This window comes from Proteus terrae (genome assembly GCF_003144325.1).
In the GTDB taxonomy this organism is placed as follows: domain Bacteria; phylum Pseudomonadota; class Gammaproteobacteria; order Enterobacterales; family Enterobacteriaceae; genus Proteus; species Proteus terrae.
The window spans coordinates 274576-293669 of record NZ_PENS01000004.1; the positions used below are offsets into that span (position 1 = coordinate 274576).

The window sequence follows — 19094 nt, forward strand, 5'->3', positions numbered from 1 at the left end:
TATCATTTAATTAATAAAAATAAAAAAAAAGTAAATTTCTGACAAATTTTTTCCTTGCTAATACGAATTTAGGTGAAAAATGCAGATTTCTCCATATAATTTTACAAAAACACTCTGATCTTACGCGAAAATCATTGATTAAGTAGTCAGAGAAAACCAAGAACGAGACATCATTGTGGGATCATACGATACAGTAATTATAGGTGCAGGTGCCGCGGGGCTTTTTTGTGCGTCTTTAGCAGGACAAGCAGGATTATCTGTTTTAGTCCTCGATAATGGTAAAAAAGCAGGCCGTAAAATTCTAATGTCAGGTGGTGGACGTTGTAATTTCACCAATATGTATATCGAACCTTCGGCGTATTTATCAGAGAATCCACATTTCTGTAAGTCAGCACTTGCTCGCTATACACAATGGGATTTTATTGAGTTAGTGCAAAAACATAACATTGCCTACCATGAAAAAACGCTAGGGCAGCTATTTTGTGATGATTCAGCACAACAAATTGTTGATTTATTACTCACTGAATGCCAAAAAGGAAAAGTAAGTGTTCGCTTACGTAGTGAAGTCACGCAAATAGAGAAAACAGATATAGGCTTTACTGTTTGGGTTGATGGAAAAGCTATTACGACACCTTCGGTGGTGATTGCCAGTGGGGGGCTTTCTATGCCCGGTTTAGGTGCTACCCCTTTTGGCTATAAAGTTGCAGAGCAATTTGGGCTTTCAGTTTTACCAACGCGTGCAGGATTGGTTCCTTTTACATTGCATAAACCTCAACTTGAGCAATTAAGCCAACTATCAGGGGTAGCTGTACCCGCTATTGTGACAGCAAAGGATGGAACGAGTTTTAAAGAGAACATTCTTTTTACTCACCGCGGTCTTTCAGGCCCTGCTATTTTGCAAATCTCTAGTTATTGGCAACCAGGTGAGTATGTGAGTATTAACTTACTTCCGAACACTGACCTTGAAAGCCTTTTACAAGAAAAACGTCAAGAGCATCCGAATCAATCATTAAAAAATACGCTTTCTCGCTTATTACCAAAGCGCTTTATTGAAATAATGATAGAAAATAAACAGTTACCTGATATTTCTCTGACTCAACTTAGTAACGAACGTATTACGCAAATTGCAACATTACTACAAGAATGGCAAGTTCAGCCCAATGGTACTGAGGGATATCGCACCGCAGAAGTCACACTGGGTGGCGTAGATACTCGAGCCCTATCCTCTAAAACAATGGAAGCCACAAAAGTAAAAGGACTCTATTTTATTGGAGAAGTGGTCGATGTAACAGGCTGGTTAGGTGGATATAACTTCCAGTGGGCATGGAGTTCAGCTTATGCCTGTGCACAGAGCCTTATCTCTACACCAAAATAGACTTTTGTTGAGTAATAATGAATAAATTTGCAAATGTTAAAGTTATAAATATTGGCTTCATAATTCTTTAAACTTATAAGTCATACAGAATAAAAACCAGCCATCATCAATCAGTGATGGCTTTTTCTTCTTATATTTCTTAGTAGCGATTAAAAATACCTTATACCCTTTCCTTTTATCTGGTTTTATGCCGTATTTTCTCTTATTTTTCCTATAAATAACCTTATAAAGAATATTGTTAACTATTTGGTTATATTAATGTTTTAAAAAATTATTAAAATAAAATAACTCGCTAATCAGTGAGTTAAGACTTTTTTGACTCTTTTTTCTAATTTGCTTAAAAAAAGGGCTTTACAAATGATACTGAGAACCATTATCATCAATAACACTTTCAGATGCACCACCTTCAGGGTCATATGAAAGAACGACATTGCTCACATTGCTTCCAGTGTTTTACTTTAGCCAGCCGGGTGCTGGCTTTTTCTTTTCTAAAACTTATTCGATGTTTTTGTTTCCTCTTATTCAAATTATTTGGATCCTCAGGTTAAATTCCTCCGCTTTTTTACTTTGCGCTATTGAGTAAACTGTGTTCAACAACTTCAGAGAAGGAAACACATTATGATTTATCTACGCAAAGCAAATGAAAGAGGACACGCTAATCATGGTTGGCTAGATAGCTGGCATACCTTCTCTTTCGCAAATTATTACGATCGTGACTTTATGGGATTTTCTGCACTACGAGTTATTAATGAAGATCGCGTCATACCCGGTGAAGGATTTGGTACTCACCCACATAAAGATATGGAAATTTTAACCTATGTGCTTGAAGGTAATATCGAGCATAAAGACAGCATGGGTAATAAAGAAAATGTTCCTGCTGGTGAGTTTCAAATAATGAGTGCAGGTACAGGTATTACTCACTCAGAATATAATCCGAATAGTGATAAAGGACTGCATTTTTACCAAATTTGGATTATGCCAAACACCGTCGGTATCACACCACGTTACGATCAACGCCGTTTTGATACGACAGTAAGCAAACAGCTTATTTTATCGCCAGATGCCCGTGATGGCTCTTTAAAAGTCTTCCAAGATATGACGCTATGGCGCTGGAACCTGAAAAAAGGTGAAAAAGCACAATATCAAGCCGAAGCGGGTCGTCATGTTTGGTTACAAGTTGTGAAAGGTAAAATAACGATTAATGACATTATTGCGACCACCAGTGATGGTGTAGCAATTGCTAATGAAGATATGATCCGTTTCGTTGGTGATGAAGATAGTGAAATCTTACTGTTTGACTTACCTCCTGTAACAGCATAGTTGGGCTATCACCCTCTAAAGCCACTTTTTCTCTAATAACCTATTTCATTTTATTTTTCTATTCCCTGAAATCTTCTCGCATTTCAGGGATTTTTTTTTCAAAGCTCTCAAAAAAATAAAAAAACACCAAAATCACATCCTGTGAGTTTGGTGTTTTTATTAACATTAACGTTATGTTCTTATTAACGCTAATAGTAATTAACGTTTTGGTCCAACTTTAGTCAACGCTTGACCTGCTGGGGTATCCGTATATTTATCGAAGTTTTTCACAAAGCGATCGGCAAGATCATCTGCTTTGGTATCCCATTGTGTTTTATCAGCATAAGTATCACGAGGATCTAAGATTTCGCTGTTAACACCAGGCAATGCTGTTGGGATCTCTAAATCAAACACTGGTAATGTTTTCATCGGTGCTTTATCAATATCACCATTTAAGATGGCATCAATAATCGCACGTGTATCTTTAATTGAAATACGCTTACCTGTACCGTTCCAACCTGTATTAACCAAGTAAGCTTTTGCACCTGATGCTTGCATACGTTTTACCAATACTTCAGCGTACTGTGTTGGATGCAGAGATAAGAATGCTGCACCAAAACAAGCAGAGAATGTTGGCGTTGGTTCTGTTACACCACGTTCAGTTCCCGCAAGTTTTGCGGTGAAACCTGATAAAAAGTGGTATTGCGTCTGTTCTGGTGTTAAACGTGAAACAGGAGGTAACACACCAAAAGCATCCGCCGTTAAGAAAATAACTTTCTTAGCGTGACCTGCTTTGGAAACAGGTTTAACGATATTATCGATATGATAAATAGGGTAAGAAACGCGGGTGTTTTCTGTTTTCGAGCCATCGTCGAAATCAACAGAGCCGTCAGATAACACAACCACATTTTCTAACAATGCATCACGTTTAATTGCACCATAGATATCGGGTTCGGCTTCTTTTGATAAGTGGATTGTTTTTGCGTAACAGCCACCTTCAAAGTTAAACACACCGTCATCATCCCAACCATGTTCATCATCACCAATTAGCTTACGCTTAGGATCGGTCGAAAGAGTAGTTTTACCTGTACCAGATAGGCCAAAGAAAATAGCAACATCACCACTTTCACCAACGTTTGCTGAGCAGTGCATAGAAGCTATACCCTTAAGAGGAAGGAAGTAGTTCATCATAGAGAACATACCTTTCTTCATCTCGCCACCGTACCAAGTACCACCAATTAACTGAATGCGTTCAGTTAAATTGAAAGCAACGAAGTTCTCTGAGTTCAGACCTTGCGCCTTCCAGTTTGGATTTGTACATTTCGCTCCGTTCATCACAATGAAGTCTGGTGTAAAATTTTCCAGCTCTTCTTGTTCAGGACGAATAAACATATTTTTAACAAAATGCGCTTGCCAAGCAACTTCTGTGATAAAACGCACTTTTAAACGTGTGTCCGCATTCGCACCACAAAACGCATCGACAACAAACAAACGTTTGCCTGATAGTTGATTAGTGACTAATGATTTTAAGTCAGTCCACACTTCTTGTGAAAGTGGCTTATTATCGTTCTTACCTTTACCCTGATCAGCCCACCATACGGTGTCACGAGTAACATCATCACGAACAATGTATTTATCTTTCGGAGAACGTCCAGTAAATATACCTGTATCAACGGCAATAGCGCCTAACGAGGTTTGTGTACCTCGCTCGTAACCTGTTAATCCTGGCTTGGTTTCTTCATCAAATAACAGCTCATAGCTTGGGTTATAAATGATTTCACTCGTGTCCTTAATACCGTACTGCTGGAGATCCTTAGGGGTAAGACCTTTAACGCTCATAGTTTCGCTCCTGATAAATAGACCTTTCTACGAATAATATTAAGGTGTTACGAGTAATTAACAGCGATTGTTATCAATATTTTGAAAATTTATAATTTTTTTATGTTAAGAACGAGAGCTAATGCACAAAACTACAGAAAAATTGTTGAATAAAAAAGGACGCAAAATAGCGTCCTTTTGATAAAACAGTCTTGCTAAATCGAATCAGTGCAATTCAGACTCATCCAACTTATTGATATTGTTAATATCATTCTCAGTGAAGATATAATGTGTTCCACAATATTCGCATTCCATATCAATATTTCCCTGTTCTTGCAACAGGTGGTTCACATCTTCTTTCGACAATGTTACTAATGTATTTTCACAACGTTCGCGCGAACAAGTGCAATGGAATTCAACAACTTGAGGATCATAAAGAGTGACATCTTCTTCGTGATATAAACGATGTAAGATCTCTTTAGTATCTAGCGTAAATAGCTCTTCCGCTTTAATTGTGTGTGTTAACTGTGTGAGCAATTCAAAATGTTCAGCAGTATGTTCTGCGGTGAACTCTTCTGATGCTGGCAATACTTGTAATAACATACCCGCTGCAGCTGGTTTGCCCGCTTGCATACCACTACGAATAAATACGCGCGTAGGTAACTGTTCTGATTGCTTAAAGTAGTTATCAATACAGGATTCAATAGTTTCACCATCAAGAGCAACAATACCTTGATAACGTTCACCTTTTTCAGGTGTTACCGTGATGACCATAAAACCATTCCCGATCATCTCTTTTAAGGTACTACCCGCTTTAACATCATCCCCAATACGTGCAACACCACGCATTTGTTGATTGTTATTTCCATTGATCACTGCCAATCGCACAGGGCCATCACCTTGTATTTGAACCGTAATATCACCTTCAAATTTAAGCGTAGCTGTTAACAAACTGGTAGCCACCAGTAAATCACCCAGAAGGTGTTGAACTGGCTCAGGATAATGGTGATTCTCAAGCATTGATTGATAGGTTTCAGTCACATTGACCAATTCGCCACGTACCGCGTTTTTTTCGAATAAAAAACGTGATAAAGAGTCTTTTTTAGACATGATTTTCTCTCATTTCAGGGAATCGGTTAATCCGATTCTTGTAAATTTGTCTGTTTGAAGCGAAGTAAGGTGCGTCTTTCCTTTTTATCGGGGCGACGTTCAGGATGAGGCATTGTTAACGCATTCATTTTTCTTGCTAAAGCAATTTTTTCTCTTTTAGCAATACTCTCTAGTGTTTCACAATAAAGAGCTTGTGCTTGGGTAGCACCTTGTCGCTGTGAACTGACCATAAGAATGGTTACCGTCCGTTCATCATTACCTTGCCGTAGGCGTATTTCAGCGCCCTCTTCAACGATTTTACTTGGCTTACCTCTCACACCATTGTAGTGAACTTTGCCACCTTCAATCATTGTGCGAGCGATTGCGCGCGTTTTATAGAAACGTGCAGCCCAAAGCCATTTATCTAAACGGACGCCACTTTCTTGCGATTGTTGACTCATCCCTTTCTCCTTAACTTCAACTTCTTTATGAAGGCGATAGTGTAAACACATAGCCTTCCACAACAAGGGACTTACTGAGGAGGGCGATAAAAACAGTGCTCATAGTAGAGACTGATTTTATTCATGCGTTGGTTATTTTGTCGCCGACGCCGGATGATAAGAAATAGGTTCAATATTAAGAACCCAATAGCGATAAACAATAATAACGTATTCCCGATGTAATATAACATCGTCATCGAATCGGGCAGGCTATGTAAAAATATCTGTAACGTACCATTCGCATCAACAACCATGCCGGTTATTACGCCACCTGTATCAAAAGGTGTATGTAATAAAATATCGGATAAACGTTGTAGTTCTCGCCACTGTTCTAACGGAGTAGGTTCAAACACAGAGTTTGAACTTGAAGCGTAATCAACAAGCTGTTTTCTTTCATCACTGATTAACAGCACACCACCCGGTGGAGGACTGTTTAACAGTATTGCGGCTTTATCTATTTCTCGGTAGATAAAAGAAGATGTGGTGGTGTCGATAAGCTTTTCCAAGGCCTCAGCACTCACAGCACGCAATAAAACATTGGTTCCGGTTAATTTACCACTTTCAGCTCGTTGAACTAATGCAGCCCAATCATTGACATTACTTAGGTTAACTAACGCCATTTTAAGGCGAATACACTCATTTTCTCTTGGGCATAAATCCTGTGTTTTCAACACAATGCCATCAAAATTATCTAACAGATTCATCCCAGATTTAGTAATCGCTTGGCCTAAACTCGGGTTAACTCGGTTATTAGAAACGGGATGTAATTGTTCTTCAACCATATGCAATAACGCGGCAGCTTTTTCTATCGTGCTCGACTCAGGCATTGGCATGGGATTACTGTTATTCCAATAAATTCCAGAACAATCAAAAGGTGCAAAAATCGTTTTATTATTCTTACTTGATAAATTAGGTGGCATGTAGCACATCCCAACGCCTTTCGCTTGAATAATGTCTCCTACATGCAAATCAGTTGTTTCCAACTCAGTAAAATTAGTGACTAAATGAGGTTCTGTATCTTTAAGCCATGAAAAACTGAGTTTCATTGAAAGAGAAAGAGGCTGATAGAGATACAACATGCAAATAATAAACAGGCTCCAAAAAACGAAGATAATATTTTTAATATAGCGTTTATATGGATAATTTTTCTCTTCATCATGCAATGAAAGGTAATTTCCTTGCTTTACAACATGATGACTTGGATACATTTCTAAATAAGTCACCTTATCAATATCGCTTTGAATATAAGGCTCCCAATGAGGCGGGTAGACGAGATCAATCCCCCCTAAAGAAACATTCTTTACCTGACCATGATCAAAGTTGCCAAAAAGCCCCCAGCGCTTTAAACGACCTTTAAAGCAGTGGATTTCTTGTTTACGAGGTTTGATCAAAGGGTTGTGGATCAGAAAAACACCAACAGCAAGAAAAGCACTACCGGTCGCTAAAATCCAAGGAAGAAAAACTTGAGGCATCATTAAGGCTGTTAGGCACAAAGTAAGCCCTATACAAATAAAAGAACCATCCCAAAAACCAGATGAGTTATGTAATCGATATTCTTCGTTTGTTTCTTCTCGGATTTGTAATAAGTGAGCCGCATCACCTTCATTCTTTTGAATTGTTGATGAACCATTTGCCAATATAGGCTCAGAAAGCTGCTTTAAACTTAAAGCAGAAAAATGAATTTTTTCATCTTTTAAAAAATGGCCATTCACGCCAACCACGATGGGGATCGATGGGGTGCAGACAACATCAAGAACGTTTTCTTGCTGAAGATAAGGAACAAGCAGCGGGGGGATATGAATTTCTACAGCATCAATATAGTAGCGCCAATGATTTAATCCTTCACTAGAGCCCGCAAAGCGATTAACGATATTTCTTAATGTAGTAACGACTTCGCCTTTAATTGGCATCTCGGGGAAGTTTTGTAATGAATAGCCAGAAGAGAAGTCAGATGTACCAAAATAAGATAAATAATCACTAATAAGCCCATAGTCATCAGAAGTGAGCTTGCGATAAGTAGGTTTAGCGAGAGATGGGAGATGATGTGAGCCATCAAGCCGCCTTCTTTTAAAGAATAGAAAGGCGGCCATTATAAATAGGCTTATCATCAAGATAGCCAATATAATGACTGATAATCTCATTTTTTCCCCATACTTATACTGATGCTGCGTAGTAACAATAACAAATTTAAAACCCTGCCTAACATAAGGCAATTCCTATTCTTTTGTTCTATTTTTTATTTAAATACAATAGATTATATTCTTGTTGCCGCGTTATAATTTATATCTCTTATCAAGTTTATATCCGCTAACAATGCTATCTTCGGGTAAAATAGCGAATCAATAAATAATAATATTCTCAAAAAATCAATAAATAACTAGGTTTGATAGCGGAGTGTACTCAATTTTTCTTTAAAAGCTAAATCTAATTGTTAGATTTATTTTGTCATTAGTGTGTTAAATTCAGGTTAATCTCTATTCTGCCAGGGGCTGTTATGAAAAAACTAAAAAAACCCAATATATTAAACGTTGATAACATCGCCCGTTCTCGATTATTTCAGATCCAATCCGTTAATCTGGAGTTTAGTAACGGAGAAAAGCGTACTTATGAGCGAATGAAACCTGCTAATCGTGAAGCCGTTATGATTGTTCCTATTATTGATGACAATCTTATTCTTATTCGCGAATACGCCGTAGGTATCGAAAATTATGATTTTGGTTTTCCCAAAGGCGCTATTGATCCTGGTGAAAATGCCCTACAAGCCGCGAACCGCGAACTAAAAGAAGAAATTGGCTATGGTGCTCACTCATTAATAGAGCTTGCAAAGCTTTCTATGGCGCCATCTTACTTTTCTAGCAAAATGAACATTGTTATTGCACATAACCTTTATCCAGAGCAACTTGAAGGTGATGAACCTGAACCATTGTTCCAAATACGTTGGCCTATCGCAAAAATGATGGACTTACTCGATCATCCAGACTTCACTGAGGCTCGTAGCGTCAGTGCTCTCTTCTTAGCACATCGCTATCTATTACAAAATAAGTAGATAATAAAAAACCGGACTTTGACATCCGGTTTTTATTTTCGATTAATTAGAATAGCTCGTTAGATTCACCATTATCCTCAAAAATCTTTGTTCCCACTTCATTTTTTGCTCTTTCTGTCGGTTGAGTGCCATCAATAAAATATTCTTTCATTGAAGCGCCATCACCTGCCAGTTTTCCTGTTCTTCTATCAATTTGAACAGCCACGACACCTTTTGGTACAGGCATCATATTAACGGGTACTCCATCCAGAGCCACTTTCATAAAGTCGTTCCAAATAGGTTGCGCTGTTTTAGCACCCGCTTCACCACCACTAGCAGCGGTTCGACCTAAATTGCGGCTACTGTCATCAAAGCCAATCCAAGCTGTGGCAACAATATTGGCACCATATCCAGAGAACCACGCATCTTTAGAGCTGTTTGTTGTTCCTGTCTTACCACCAATATCTTGGCGTTTAAGATCACGAACAGCACGCCAACCTGTACCAGACCATCCCGGCTCACCCACAAGGTTTGTTCTCAATGCATCATGCATTAAATAAGCAAGAGGTGTACTGATAACATGTGGTGCATAAGGGCTTTCTTTTACAGTCTCAGCCAGTGGTGCTTGTTCTAATTCAATTTCAGGAGCTACATTGACAGACTGAGACTGATGAGATTGAGCAACGTTTTCCATATAGTCATCAGATAATGCAATAGAACGCATAGTATCGCCGTAAATAACAGGGATATCAGTACAATCTGGGCAAGCTACTTTTGGTTTTGCAGTAAACAGTTCTTCACCATCAGCATTTTCAATACGTTGGATATAGTAAGGTTCAATGAGATATCCGCCATTTGCCATAACAGCAAACCCTCGTACCATTTGCATTGGTGTAAATGATGGTGATCCTAATGCTAAAGATTCTGTTCTATCAATATTTTGATTAGGAAAACCAAAACGCAATAGATAATCAGCAGCATAATCCACACCCATTGCACGCATTGCGCGTACCATCACTACGTTTTTAGACTGACCTAAACCTTGACGTAAACGAATAGGGCCTGCGTAAGTTGGCGGTGAATTTTTAGGGCGCCAATCTGTTCCTGCCCCAGCATCCCAACGGCTAATAGGTAAATCATTAAGCAGTGTTGATAACGTCAACCCTTTATCTAACGCCGCAGCATATAAGAAAGGTTTAATGTTTGAACCGACTTGGCGTAAAGATTGAGAAACACGGTTAAATTTACTGATCTCAAAATCAAAACCGCCAACAAGCGCAATAATCCCACCATTGATTGGATCTAATGCAACAAATGCAGCATTAACACCCGGAAGCTGCGCTAATACCCAATTGTTTTCGTTATTTTGACGTACCCAAATTTGCTCACCAACATGGACAACGGCATCAACTTTTGTCGGTGTTGCACCTTGAGCGGTATCAGAAATAAATTTACGAGCCCAACGAACCGCTTTTAAATCTAGCGTAATGTTGTCACCCGTTTTTAAGATAACTTTAGCTTCTTTAGCATCCGCGGATAACACAACAGCCGGAATTAAAGGGCCATACGTTTGGATCCCTTTTAATTTCTTGTTGATAGCTTCGTTATCCCATGGCGTTTGCCCTTCACTCCATAAAACTTCTTGAGCACCTCGGTAACCATGACGCATATCGTAGTCGATAACATTGTCACGCAACGCTTTTTCTGCTGCTAGTTGATCTTTACGAACAACCGTAGTGTAGATTTTATAGCCATCTGTATAAGCATTTTCACCATAGCGCTCATACATCTCCATTCTCACCATTTCTGTTAGATAAGGTGCAGAGAAATCAATTTGCGGTGCATGGTATTTAGCAACTATCGGCTCTGCTCTTGCACTTTCATACTGTGCACGAGTGATATAGTTCTCTTCATACATACGCTGTAAAACAATATTACGACGTTTTAAGGCACGATCATAAGAATAGAGCGGGTTAAGTGTCGATGGCGCTTTTGGTAAACCAGCAATCACTGCCATTTCATTTAGACTAAGCTCATGAACACTTTTACCAAAGTAAACATAAGCTGCAGCACCCACACCGTAAGCACGGTTACCTAGATAAATTTTATTTAGATACAACGCTAAAATTTCATCTTTAGTAAGCTCTTTCTCAATGCGGATCGCCAAAAAGGCTTCTTTAATTTTTCGCATTAATTTCTTTTCAGGTGTCAAAAAGAAATTTCGAGCTAATTGTTGCGTGATGGTACTTGCGCCTTGAGAGGCTTGTCCTGATGTTAATGCCACGACAACAGCACGAGTGATCCCAATAGGGTCAATACCGTGGTGTTCACGAAAACGTGTATCTTCTGTTGCAATAAAGGCATTGATAAGTTGAGGAGGCATCTCCTCCAATGTTAACGGTAAACGACGTTTTTCTCCGTATTGCGCGATCAACTCTCCGTCTGCACTAAATACCTGCATAGGGGTTTGTAAACGAACATCTTTTAATGTCGCGACATCGGGTAACTGAGGCTCAACATACTTATACATACCGTATATCGAGGCTCCTCCCAAAATTATGCAAGCAAAAACGAAGATGAAAAAATATTTTAAGAACTTCACCTTAAATTTCCCATGTAGTGTGAATTGGGCGGTTTATAAACAAACAGTGCGTAGTATAAAGGTAACGCCACTTTGAAAATAGGCAATTACTCATCAATAGATATGGATATCATTTATGGAAACACACAATTACCAGATTGGTATTGAAATTAACACTCATCATATCAATGCAGTTTTGGTATTTCAGCAGAATAATCAATGGAAGATCAGTGCATTTTGGCAATTCCCTTTACCTCTTAATGACGATTTGAATGATATAAAATTAAGAAAAATCCTAATAGATTGGCGTAAAAAATTACCCTCTGTTAATAATGTTACGCTTTCTCTACCGGATATTTATGAAAATTATCAAATTATCCCACTACCTCATGCTATTTCCCTTACATCAGCAGCATGTTATCGGTTAGCGCAACTACGAGCCACATCTTACACACAAAACACGAAAATCCCTGTTAATTTTGATTATCGGCAAAATAAAGGGAAACTCGCTATTCATCTATGTCATAAACCAATTTTAGATAAGTATATTGACTTATTTTCTCGAATAAACTTAACAATAACTGCGATTGATACCCCTGCATGTGCACTACGCTACTTAGCAACTTACCTTGATATCTCACCTCAAGATCCACTTTTATACTGTAAAAACAAAATGCTACTTTGGGTATCATCTGATGAAAACATGCCCCATTACGGCTCTCTCGCCTATGAAAACCAACAAGAACAACAAGCATGTATTGACCAGTTAATAGAAAAATATCATTGGTCATTAGAGCACTGTTACTTAACGGGTGATAATGAGGAGTATTTTAGCCAGTTAATGCCTATTTGGCCCTGTCATTCCCACGACTTATTTAAAATAACGTCAAATAAAGATCTCATTCCACTTATTGCTTTGGGTTTGGCATTACGCCCTGAAGAGGTGTTATGTACCAAGTAAATTACCTACCTTGGCGCCACCGGTTATTTAGACAGAAAGCAATGTTATGGCTTTCTCAAACGCTATCATTGGTCACAATCACTTTCGTTATTTGTAGCTATTACACTTACCATCTGACACAAAAACGAACACTCATAACGACACAACAACGTCAAACACAACAACAAGAAGATTTATTACTAAAACAGCTCGATATATATCAAGAACAAAGAAAGCAGACACTTTTACACTATCAAAACTATTCACTCTATTATCAAAACTGGCTGCGCTATTTACATTACATTCGCTTCTTTCGAGCTATCGAAACGCATCTTCCTTCAACAGGTTGGATTAACCACTATGATGAAGCAGATAATCAACGCTCTCTGTATCTCACTCTCCCCAATACACAATCACTCTCCTTTATTACCAACCTTAAAACTCACCCTATTTTATCCTCTTTAACATTGAGTTATTTAAAACAAAGCAAAGCTGATCCGTCTTATACAGAAGTACACTTAAACGGAAAATCAGAAGAGCAAGATCGAGGGTACGAAAATGAAGAAGATGAGGGAATCCAATGAAAATAAATGCACAATGGTTGTTATTTATTGCATTTTTACCTAAGTGGAAACTCACTTTATTGAGCTTAATTATACCTTTTATTACCTTTCTATTTTATTACCTCTTTATCTACACAAACTACCAACAAGAGATAACCCAACAACATATAGAAATTGCACAAAGGCTAAAGCGCATTAATCACCATCAAAGTACGTTAGAGACAATGCCTTCTATTAATTCACTGATCACACAGCAAATAGATTATGACATCCCATTAAATAACTCACCAGTTAGTGAGCAATTACAACGCTTACTGATGGCTTATCACTTTATACCGGAGACTTGGGAAGTTATGCCTAACTCTTTATATAAACTTACTTTTACTTTGTCTTACTCACAATTTTTAGCGCTATTGGAATACCTTAATCAAACGAGTTTAGCGCTTATTTCTCTGAATATTATTCCAATAGAAACCCATTTAATTTCAGTAAAAATGAGCCTTACAGAGCTAAGTTATCCTAGCGCAATACAGGGTGATATATCATGAAGATAGGAATTTTAATTATCATCTTATGTATGACAACCGCCATTTGGGCTCACACCAGAGATCCCTTCTTTCCTGAGAATATTGATGATGAAAAAATATCATCCACCTTTATTGAAGAGCGAACATCAATCACAGAACAACCTGAAGAATTACATCACCAACTTTATTCTTTAAATTATGCTGATGCTGAGAAATTAGGTGAACAACTAAGTAATCATACCATTCCATTACTTAGTCAGCAGGGACGTGTTATTGTAGATAGTGAATCAAATAGTCTTTCTATAGTTGATAATAGTAAGACACTGTCTAAAATTGAGGATTGGTTAAAATTACGGGATACTCCGCAACAACAAGTTCATATCACCGCACATATTGTGAGTAGCAGTCAGGATGCTTTAAATGAATTAGGTACTCAATGGGGATTACAAGCATTAAAAACACAAACCGAAGCCACATCTACAATACCTAATGCTATTCCAACAACCCCTTCACTTTCTGCATTATCACTCCATCAAAACACCAAAAACCCCCTTCATTATATTGCATTTAATATTGCCAGAATTAATGGGCGTCTATTAGAACTTGAATTAAGCGCGTTAGAGCAAGAAAAACAGTTATCTATTATTGCAAGTCCACGGCTAACGACCGTTCATGAAAAAACAGCATCCATCAAACAAGGAACGGAGATCCCCTATGTCAGTCGAGATAATGAAATGACACGAGTTCAATTTAAAGAGGCTGTCTTGGGTATGGAAGTAACCCCCATGATCCAAAGAAATAAAAAGATAAGATTAATACTTAAAATTAGTCAAAACACACCGGGTATTGCACTTGTTCAAGGTGGAAGTGAACATCTATCTATCGATAAACAAGAGATCAGCACAGAAGTAACTATTCGTGATGGAGAAACCATTATGTTAGGTGGAATATTTCAACAAAAACAGCAAGAACACACGGCAAAGATCCCTTTCTTATCCTCTATTCCATTCTTAGGGGCATTTTTTAGTCATAAAAGAGATCAACACAGTCGCCATGAATTGGTTATTTTTATTACACCCAAATTAATCTAATTTTTTATGCAATAAATACTTTTATCATAAAATACAAGGCACTATATGTTTTTTACTAGGATTAAACTGAGAGTTATTCATTGTTTTTTCTTATAATCAGTATTTATAGATTTGACGATGAGGACGATTTAGCTTACAAGGGTTAGCTAATTTGAGTGGGCCTGAAACATCACAATAAAAATACGGATACATTTTATGCACTTCCTCTATTCTTGGAGGTAGGGTTTTTTATATGTAATATTGATCGATTGATGACGAAAAAGACAATATTATCAGATGCGGTTTTCCGACTAAATTGTGTTAGAATCTCTGCGTTGCCAACAAAGATAATTACTTTTTTTAGTAGTTTTTGTTATGTACTGTGGGCAAAGGGATTTTTATCCTATGTTGTCGCTTATGACAGCATGTGGTTATTTTATAGCGATCTACTGAAAGAACTCAGTCTTATTGTGAGAGTAGATAACAAATGTTATCAGGTGTGCATTAGATAAACACTCATAAATTTCAGTTTAGGTCCCGTCGCTGAATGAATTTGGCGGGGCGGGTTATCATTAACGAATATCTTAGTAATACCAAAAACATGGCAGAGAAACGTAATATCTTTCTGGTTGGGCCTATGGGTGCCGGCAAAAGCACTATTGGTCGTCAGTTAGCTCAACAACTTAGTATGGAGTTTTATGATTCCGATCAGGAAATTGAGCGGCGTACAGGTGCGGATGTAGGTTGGGTATTTGATGTTGAAGGCGAAGAAGGCTTCCGTCAACGAGAAGAGAAAATAATCAACGAACTTACTGAAAAACAAGGCATTGTACTTGCAACAGGTGGTGGTTCGGTGAAATCGCGAGAAACCCGTAACAGACTATCTGCACGTGGTGTGGTTGTTTATTTAGAAACCAATATTGAAAAACAACTCGCTCGTACCCAACGTGATAAAAAACGTCCTTTATTGCAAGGTGTTGAACCTGTGCGCGATGTCCTAGAGACATTAGCTGAAGAACGTAATCCTCTTTATGAAGAGATTGCTGACATCACTATTCATACTGATGATCAGAGTGCAAAAATTGTAGCCAATCAAATAATTGAATTATTAGAACAAAACTAATAAATTCAGCTATTTATAAGGTTAAGTAAAGACAATAAGAAGAAGGCCACTGTTATGGAAAAAATCACTGTCACATTAGGTGAAAGAAGCTATCCCATTACCATTGCTTCTGGCCTTTTTCATCAAAAAGATACCTTTTTACCTTTAAAATCAGGGCAGCAAGTTATGATAGTCACAAACGTGACGCTTGCTCCACTCTATTTAGAAAAGGTAACAGACACCTTAAAAAAACAGGGTGTTTTGGTTGATAGCGTGATTTTACCTGACGGTGAACAATATAAATCGCTTGAGATCATGAATGATGTCTTTACTGCATTATTAGAAAAAAATCACAATCGAGATACAACACTTATCGCATTAGGCGGTGGTGTTATTGGGGATCTAACGGGTTTTGCCGCAGCAAGCTATCAACGCGGTGTTCGCTTTATCCAAGTACCAACCACACTATTGTCACAAGTCGACTCTTCTGTTGGTGGAAAAACTGCAGTTAATCACCCTCTTGGCAAAAACATGATTGGTGCGTTTTATCAGCCCGCTTCTGTTGTTATCGATCTCGATTGTCTTGCCACATTACCGCCTCGTGAACTTTCATCGGGTTTAGCTGAAGTTATTAAATATGGCATCATTTTAGATAAAGACTTTTTTATCTGGCTTGAAAATAATATTGATAAACTCTTAGCTCTTGATCCTAAAGCCATGGCATTTTGTATCCGTCGTTGCTGTGAATTAAAAGCTGATGTCGTTGCTGCTGATGAAAAAGAAACAAGTGGTTTACGCGCACTACTCAACCTTGGCCATACTTATGGACACGCCATTGAAGCTCATATGGGATATGGTGTTTGGTTGCATGGTGAAGCCGTTGCCGCAGGTATGGTAATGGCGGCAAGAACATCTCAAGCGCTTGGTCAATTCACGGAAGAAGAGACTCAACGTGTTATTCAATTGCTTGAGAAAGCCAATCTCCCCGTCAATGGCCCTATTGAAATGACACCTGATGACTATTTACCTCATATGATGAGAGATAAAAAGGTATCTGGCGGCAAATTACACCTTGTTTTACCAAAAGGTATTGGCCAATCTGAATTGCGTGCCGATATTACTCGCGAACAAGTCCACAAAGCGATAACATCTTGCATTAATGCAAATTAAGCTCCCCATTACCTGACAAGAAATAAACCAGAATATTCATTTAAGGAAAATTCTGGTTAATATTGTCAAATGCAACGTTTCAGAAAAAGCGTTTCATCCTTATACTATGAGGTAATGGCTAAGGCTGAATAGAATATTTTTCGCTTTTTGACGCTCTGACGGAGGGCATAATGGACGAGTTCAAACCTGACAATGAAACCAAGGGTGATAATTCACTCAAACCTGATACATCGGATAGACCTGAACGTCGAACCAACCGACCTCGTAGCAATCCATTAAAAAACGCACGATTCTCTGTATCCCGTCAACAGATGATGATTGGTGTAGGTGTTTTAGTCCTTATTCTGCTAATTATCGCAATAAGTTCAGCATTAAAATCACCAGAAACAACTGAGCCTACCTCTCCGGCCAATACAGAAAGAAATATCGATCTGTCTCAGCAACCGTCATCCGTTACGCCTTCAGAAAATGGTCAACCATCAACACCTCAATCTATTTCTGGGCAAGATATACAACCTGCGACACCACCTTCACAAAATTTACCTCCAATGATTGATTCGCAAGGTCAACGAGTAGAGATCCCTGGAGATATTGTTGATTCATTAAATCAACAACAAGCGGGTATTAATCAAGCAACTAGTCAGCAGTTAAATGCTCAACAACCCAAACCGGTACAGCCTGTTACACAACCTCCTGTCACCAAACCCGTACAAAAACCGGCTGAAGTAAAAACACCACCGGCAAAACCAGTGACACCACCAGCAACAACACAACCTAAACCTACAACGACTAAACCTGTTGTTTCAGGTTCATTATCAGCAGGTAATTTAAATGCGATCCCTGCCACTAACTATACGTTACAATTAAGTGGTGCAAGTCGCCAAGATACCTTAGAGGCTTTCGCTAAAAAGAACCTCAATGGAAACTACGCTATCTATAAAACTCAGCGTAATGGCAACCCTTGGTATGTACTCATCTATGGTAACTATCGTAATATAAGCGAAGCTAAACAGGCAGTTTCTTCATTACCTGCACCGGTACAAGCGAAACAACCTTGGGTTAGACCGATGAAACATGTTCATCAGGATCTAAAAAAATAATTAAGACGAAGTTCACCGCTGATATGCTGTCTGAAACAGAGTACAATCGGCGACTCTGAAACGATTGAGAAATTTGGACGGCATGAAAAAAAAACGCGCATTCCTAAAATGGGCTGGTGGTAAATATCCTTTGGTAGATGACATTAAACGTCATCTGCCTGAGGGTAATTGTTTAATTGAACCTTTTATGGGTGCCGGTTCTGTTTTTTTGAATACAGAATACGATTCATATATTCTTGCCGATATAAATAGTGATCTAATTCATCTCTATAATACGGTAAAGCAACATCCTGAAAAATTTATGAAGGATGCCCGCTTATTATTTACCCCTCAAATGAATATCGCAGAAGAGTTTTATCAACTACGACAAGAATTTAATCGTTCAACGGACGCTTATCAGCGTAGTGTGTTATTTCTCTATCTTAACCGTCATTGCTACAATGGGCTGTGTCGTTATAATTCAAAAGGCGAATACAACGTCCCTTTTGGTCGTTATAAAAAACCTTATTTTCCTGAAGCAGAGCTAATCTGGTTTTCTGAAAAAGCCCAAAAAGCCGAATTTGTTTGCCAAAGCTATTCATCAACTATGACAAATGCAGAAAAAGGCGCTGTCGTTTATTGCGATCCACCTTATGCACCATTATCACAGACTGCAAATTTTACGTCATACCATACAAATAGCTTTAGTTTTCAAGAGCAGGAACATCTGGCTCAACTTGCCTCAATGCTGGCTTACGAGAGACAGATACCCGTGTTAATATCAAATCATGAGACTGCGTTAACAAAAGAGTGGTATGTAGACGCAAAAGAGCTACACAGTGTGAAAGTCAGAAGAACAATCAGTAGCAACACACTCGGTCGTAGCAAAGTGAACGAATTACTTGCCTTATATAAATAATCGTTAACACCTCCCGACAATGGGAGTGTTGTCTGGA

The 19094-nt window shown here is 38.3% G+C and carries 16 protein-coding genes; 11 read left to right on the forward strand and 5 right to left on the reverse strand.

All coding sequences use genetic code 11. From position 1 onward, the window contains the following. Positions 1-175 precede the first annotated feature (175 nt). Together DK857_RS04650 and DK857_RS04660 are read left to right on the forward strand one after the other, a co-directional pair. Positions 176-1375: a BaiN/RdsA family NAD(P)/FAD-dependent oxidoreductase gene (locus DK857_RS04650; RefSeq protein WP_109395211.1), complete on the forward strand. Its 1200-nt coding sequence runs from the start codon at positions 176-178 to the stop codon at positions 1373-1375. 618 nt (positions 1376-1993) lie between these two features. Then, entirely contained in the window at positions 1994-2695 is a 702-nt protein-coding gene (locus tag DK857_RS04660) for a pirin family protein (protein ID WP_109401669.1), read from the forward strand. A 198-nt stretch (positions 2696-2893) separates the two neighbouring features. Here the strand turns inward: DK857_RS04660 and pckA are convergent, their stop codons facing one another. The 4 genes from pckA to umoB all read right to left on the reverse strand — a co-directional run bounded on the left by pckA (position 2894) and on the right by umoB (position 8222). Further along, positions 2894-4513: a phosphoenolpyruvate carboxykinase (ATP) gene (pckA, locus tag DK857_RS04665; RefSeq protein ID WP_109395209.1), complete on the reverse strand. Its 1620-nt coding sequence runs from the start codon at positions 4511-4513 to the stop codon at positions 2894-2896. A gap of 204 nt (positions 4514-4717) precedes the next feature. Further along, on the reverse strand, positions 4718-5602 hold the full coding sequence (gene hslO, locus DK857_RS04670; protein WP_109395208.1) for an Hsp33 family molecular chaperone HslO: 885 nt from the start codon (positions 5600-5602) through the stop codon (positions 4718-4720). A 26-nt stretch (positions 5603-5628) separates the two neighbouring features. After that, the gene (gene hslR / locus DK857_RS04675) at positions 5629-6042 is read right to left on the reverse strand and encodes a ribosome-associated heat shock protein Hsp15 (protein ID WP_109395207.1); all 414 of its coding nucleotides are present in this window, start codon (positions 6040-6042) and stop codon (positions 5629-5631) included. 71 nt (positions 6043-6113) lie between these two features. Then, positions 6114-8222, reverse strand: a complete 2109-nt coding sequence (gene umoB / locus DK857_RS04680) for a flagellar biogenesis regulator UmoB (protein WP_109395206.1) — start codon at positions 8220-8222, stop codon at positions 6114-6116. 353 nt (positions 8223-8575) lie between these two features. Here umoB and nudE point away from each other — a divergent pair, with 353 nt between their 5' ends. Then, positions 8576-9127: an ADP compounds hydrolase NudE gene (gene nudE, locus DK857_RS04685; protein ID WP_109401670.1), complete on the forward strand. Its 552-nt coding sequence runs from the start codon at positions 8576-8578 to the stop codon at positions 9125-9127. A 46-nt stretch (positions 9128-9173) separates the two neighbouring features. Here nudE and mrcA read toward each other — a convergent pair whose 3' ends face one another. Next, entirely contained in the window at positions 9174-11708 is a 2535-nt protein-coding gene (mrcA, locus tag DK857_RS04690) for a peptidoglycan glycosyltransferase/peptidoglycan DD-transpeptidase MrcA (protein ID WP_109401671.1), read from the reverse strand. A 115-nt stretch (positions 11709-11823) separates the two neighbouring features. Between mrcA and DK857_RS04695 the strand changes: the two genes are divergently transcribed. From DK857_RS04695 to dam, 8 genes are all read left to right on the forward strand, one after another. Continuing rightward, positions 11824-12648, forward strand: coding sequence for a type IV pilus biogenesis protein PilM (locus DK857_RS04695; protein ID WP_109401672.1), 825 nt, complete (start codon positions 11824-11826; stop codon positions 12646-12648). Beyond that, positions 12636-13211: a fimbrial assembly protein gene (locus tag DK857_RS04700; protein WP_109401673.1), complete on the forward strand. Its 576-nt coding sequence runs from the start codon at positions 12636-12638 to the stop codon at positions 13209-13211. The genes DK857_RS04695 and DK857_RS04700 overlap by 13 nt, the downstream gene beginning before the upstream one ends. After that, complete coding sequence (locus DK857_RS04705; protein WP_109401674.1) at positions 13208-13738, forward strand: hypothetical protein; 531 nt, start codon at positions 13208-13210, stop codon at positions 13736-13738. Before DK857_RS04700 ends, DK857_RS04705 begins: the two co-directional genes overlap by 4 nt. After that, positions 13735-14808 carry a type IV pilus secretin PilQ gene (gene pilQ, locus DK857_RS04710; protein ID WP_109401675.1) on the forward strand — a complete coding sequence of 358 codons (1074 nt, stop codon included), beginning with the start codon at positions 13735-13737 and terminating at the stop codon, positions 14806-14808. Before DK857_RS04705 ends, pilQ begins: the two co-directional genes overlap by 4 nt. 580 nt (positions 14809-15388) lie before the next feature. Next, positions 15389-15910: a shikimate kinase AroK gene (aroK, locus tag DK857_RS04715; RefSeq protein ID WP_036914409.1), complete on the forward strand. Its 522-nt coding sequence runs from the start codon at positions 15389-15391 to the stop codon at positions 15908-15910. A gap of 54 nt (positions 15911-15964) precedes the next feature. Next, entirely contained in the window at positions 15965-17059 is a 1095-nt protein-coding gene (gene aroB / locus DK857_RS04720; protein ID WP_109401676.1) for a 3-dehydroquinate synthase, read from the forward strand. A gap of 170 nt (positions 17060-17229) precedes the next feature. Further along, on the forward strand, positions 17230-18159 hold the full coding sequence (locus DK857_RS04725; protein WP_109401677.1) for an SPOR domain-containing protein: 930 nt from the start codon (positions 17230-17232) through the stop codon (positions 18157-18159). An 82-nt stretch (positions 18160-18241) separates the two neighbouring features. After that, the gene (gene dam / locus DK857_RS04730; protein WP_109395197.1) at positions 18242-19057 is read left to right on the forward strand and encodes an adenine-specific DNA-methyltransferase; all 816 of its coding nucleotides are present in this window, start codon (positions 18242-18244) and stop codon (positions 19055-19057) included. Positions 19058-19094 lie beyond the last annotated feature (37 nt).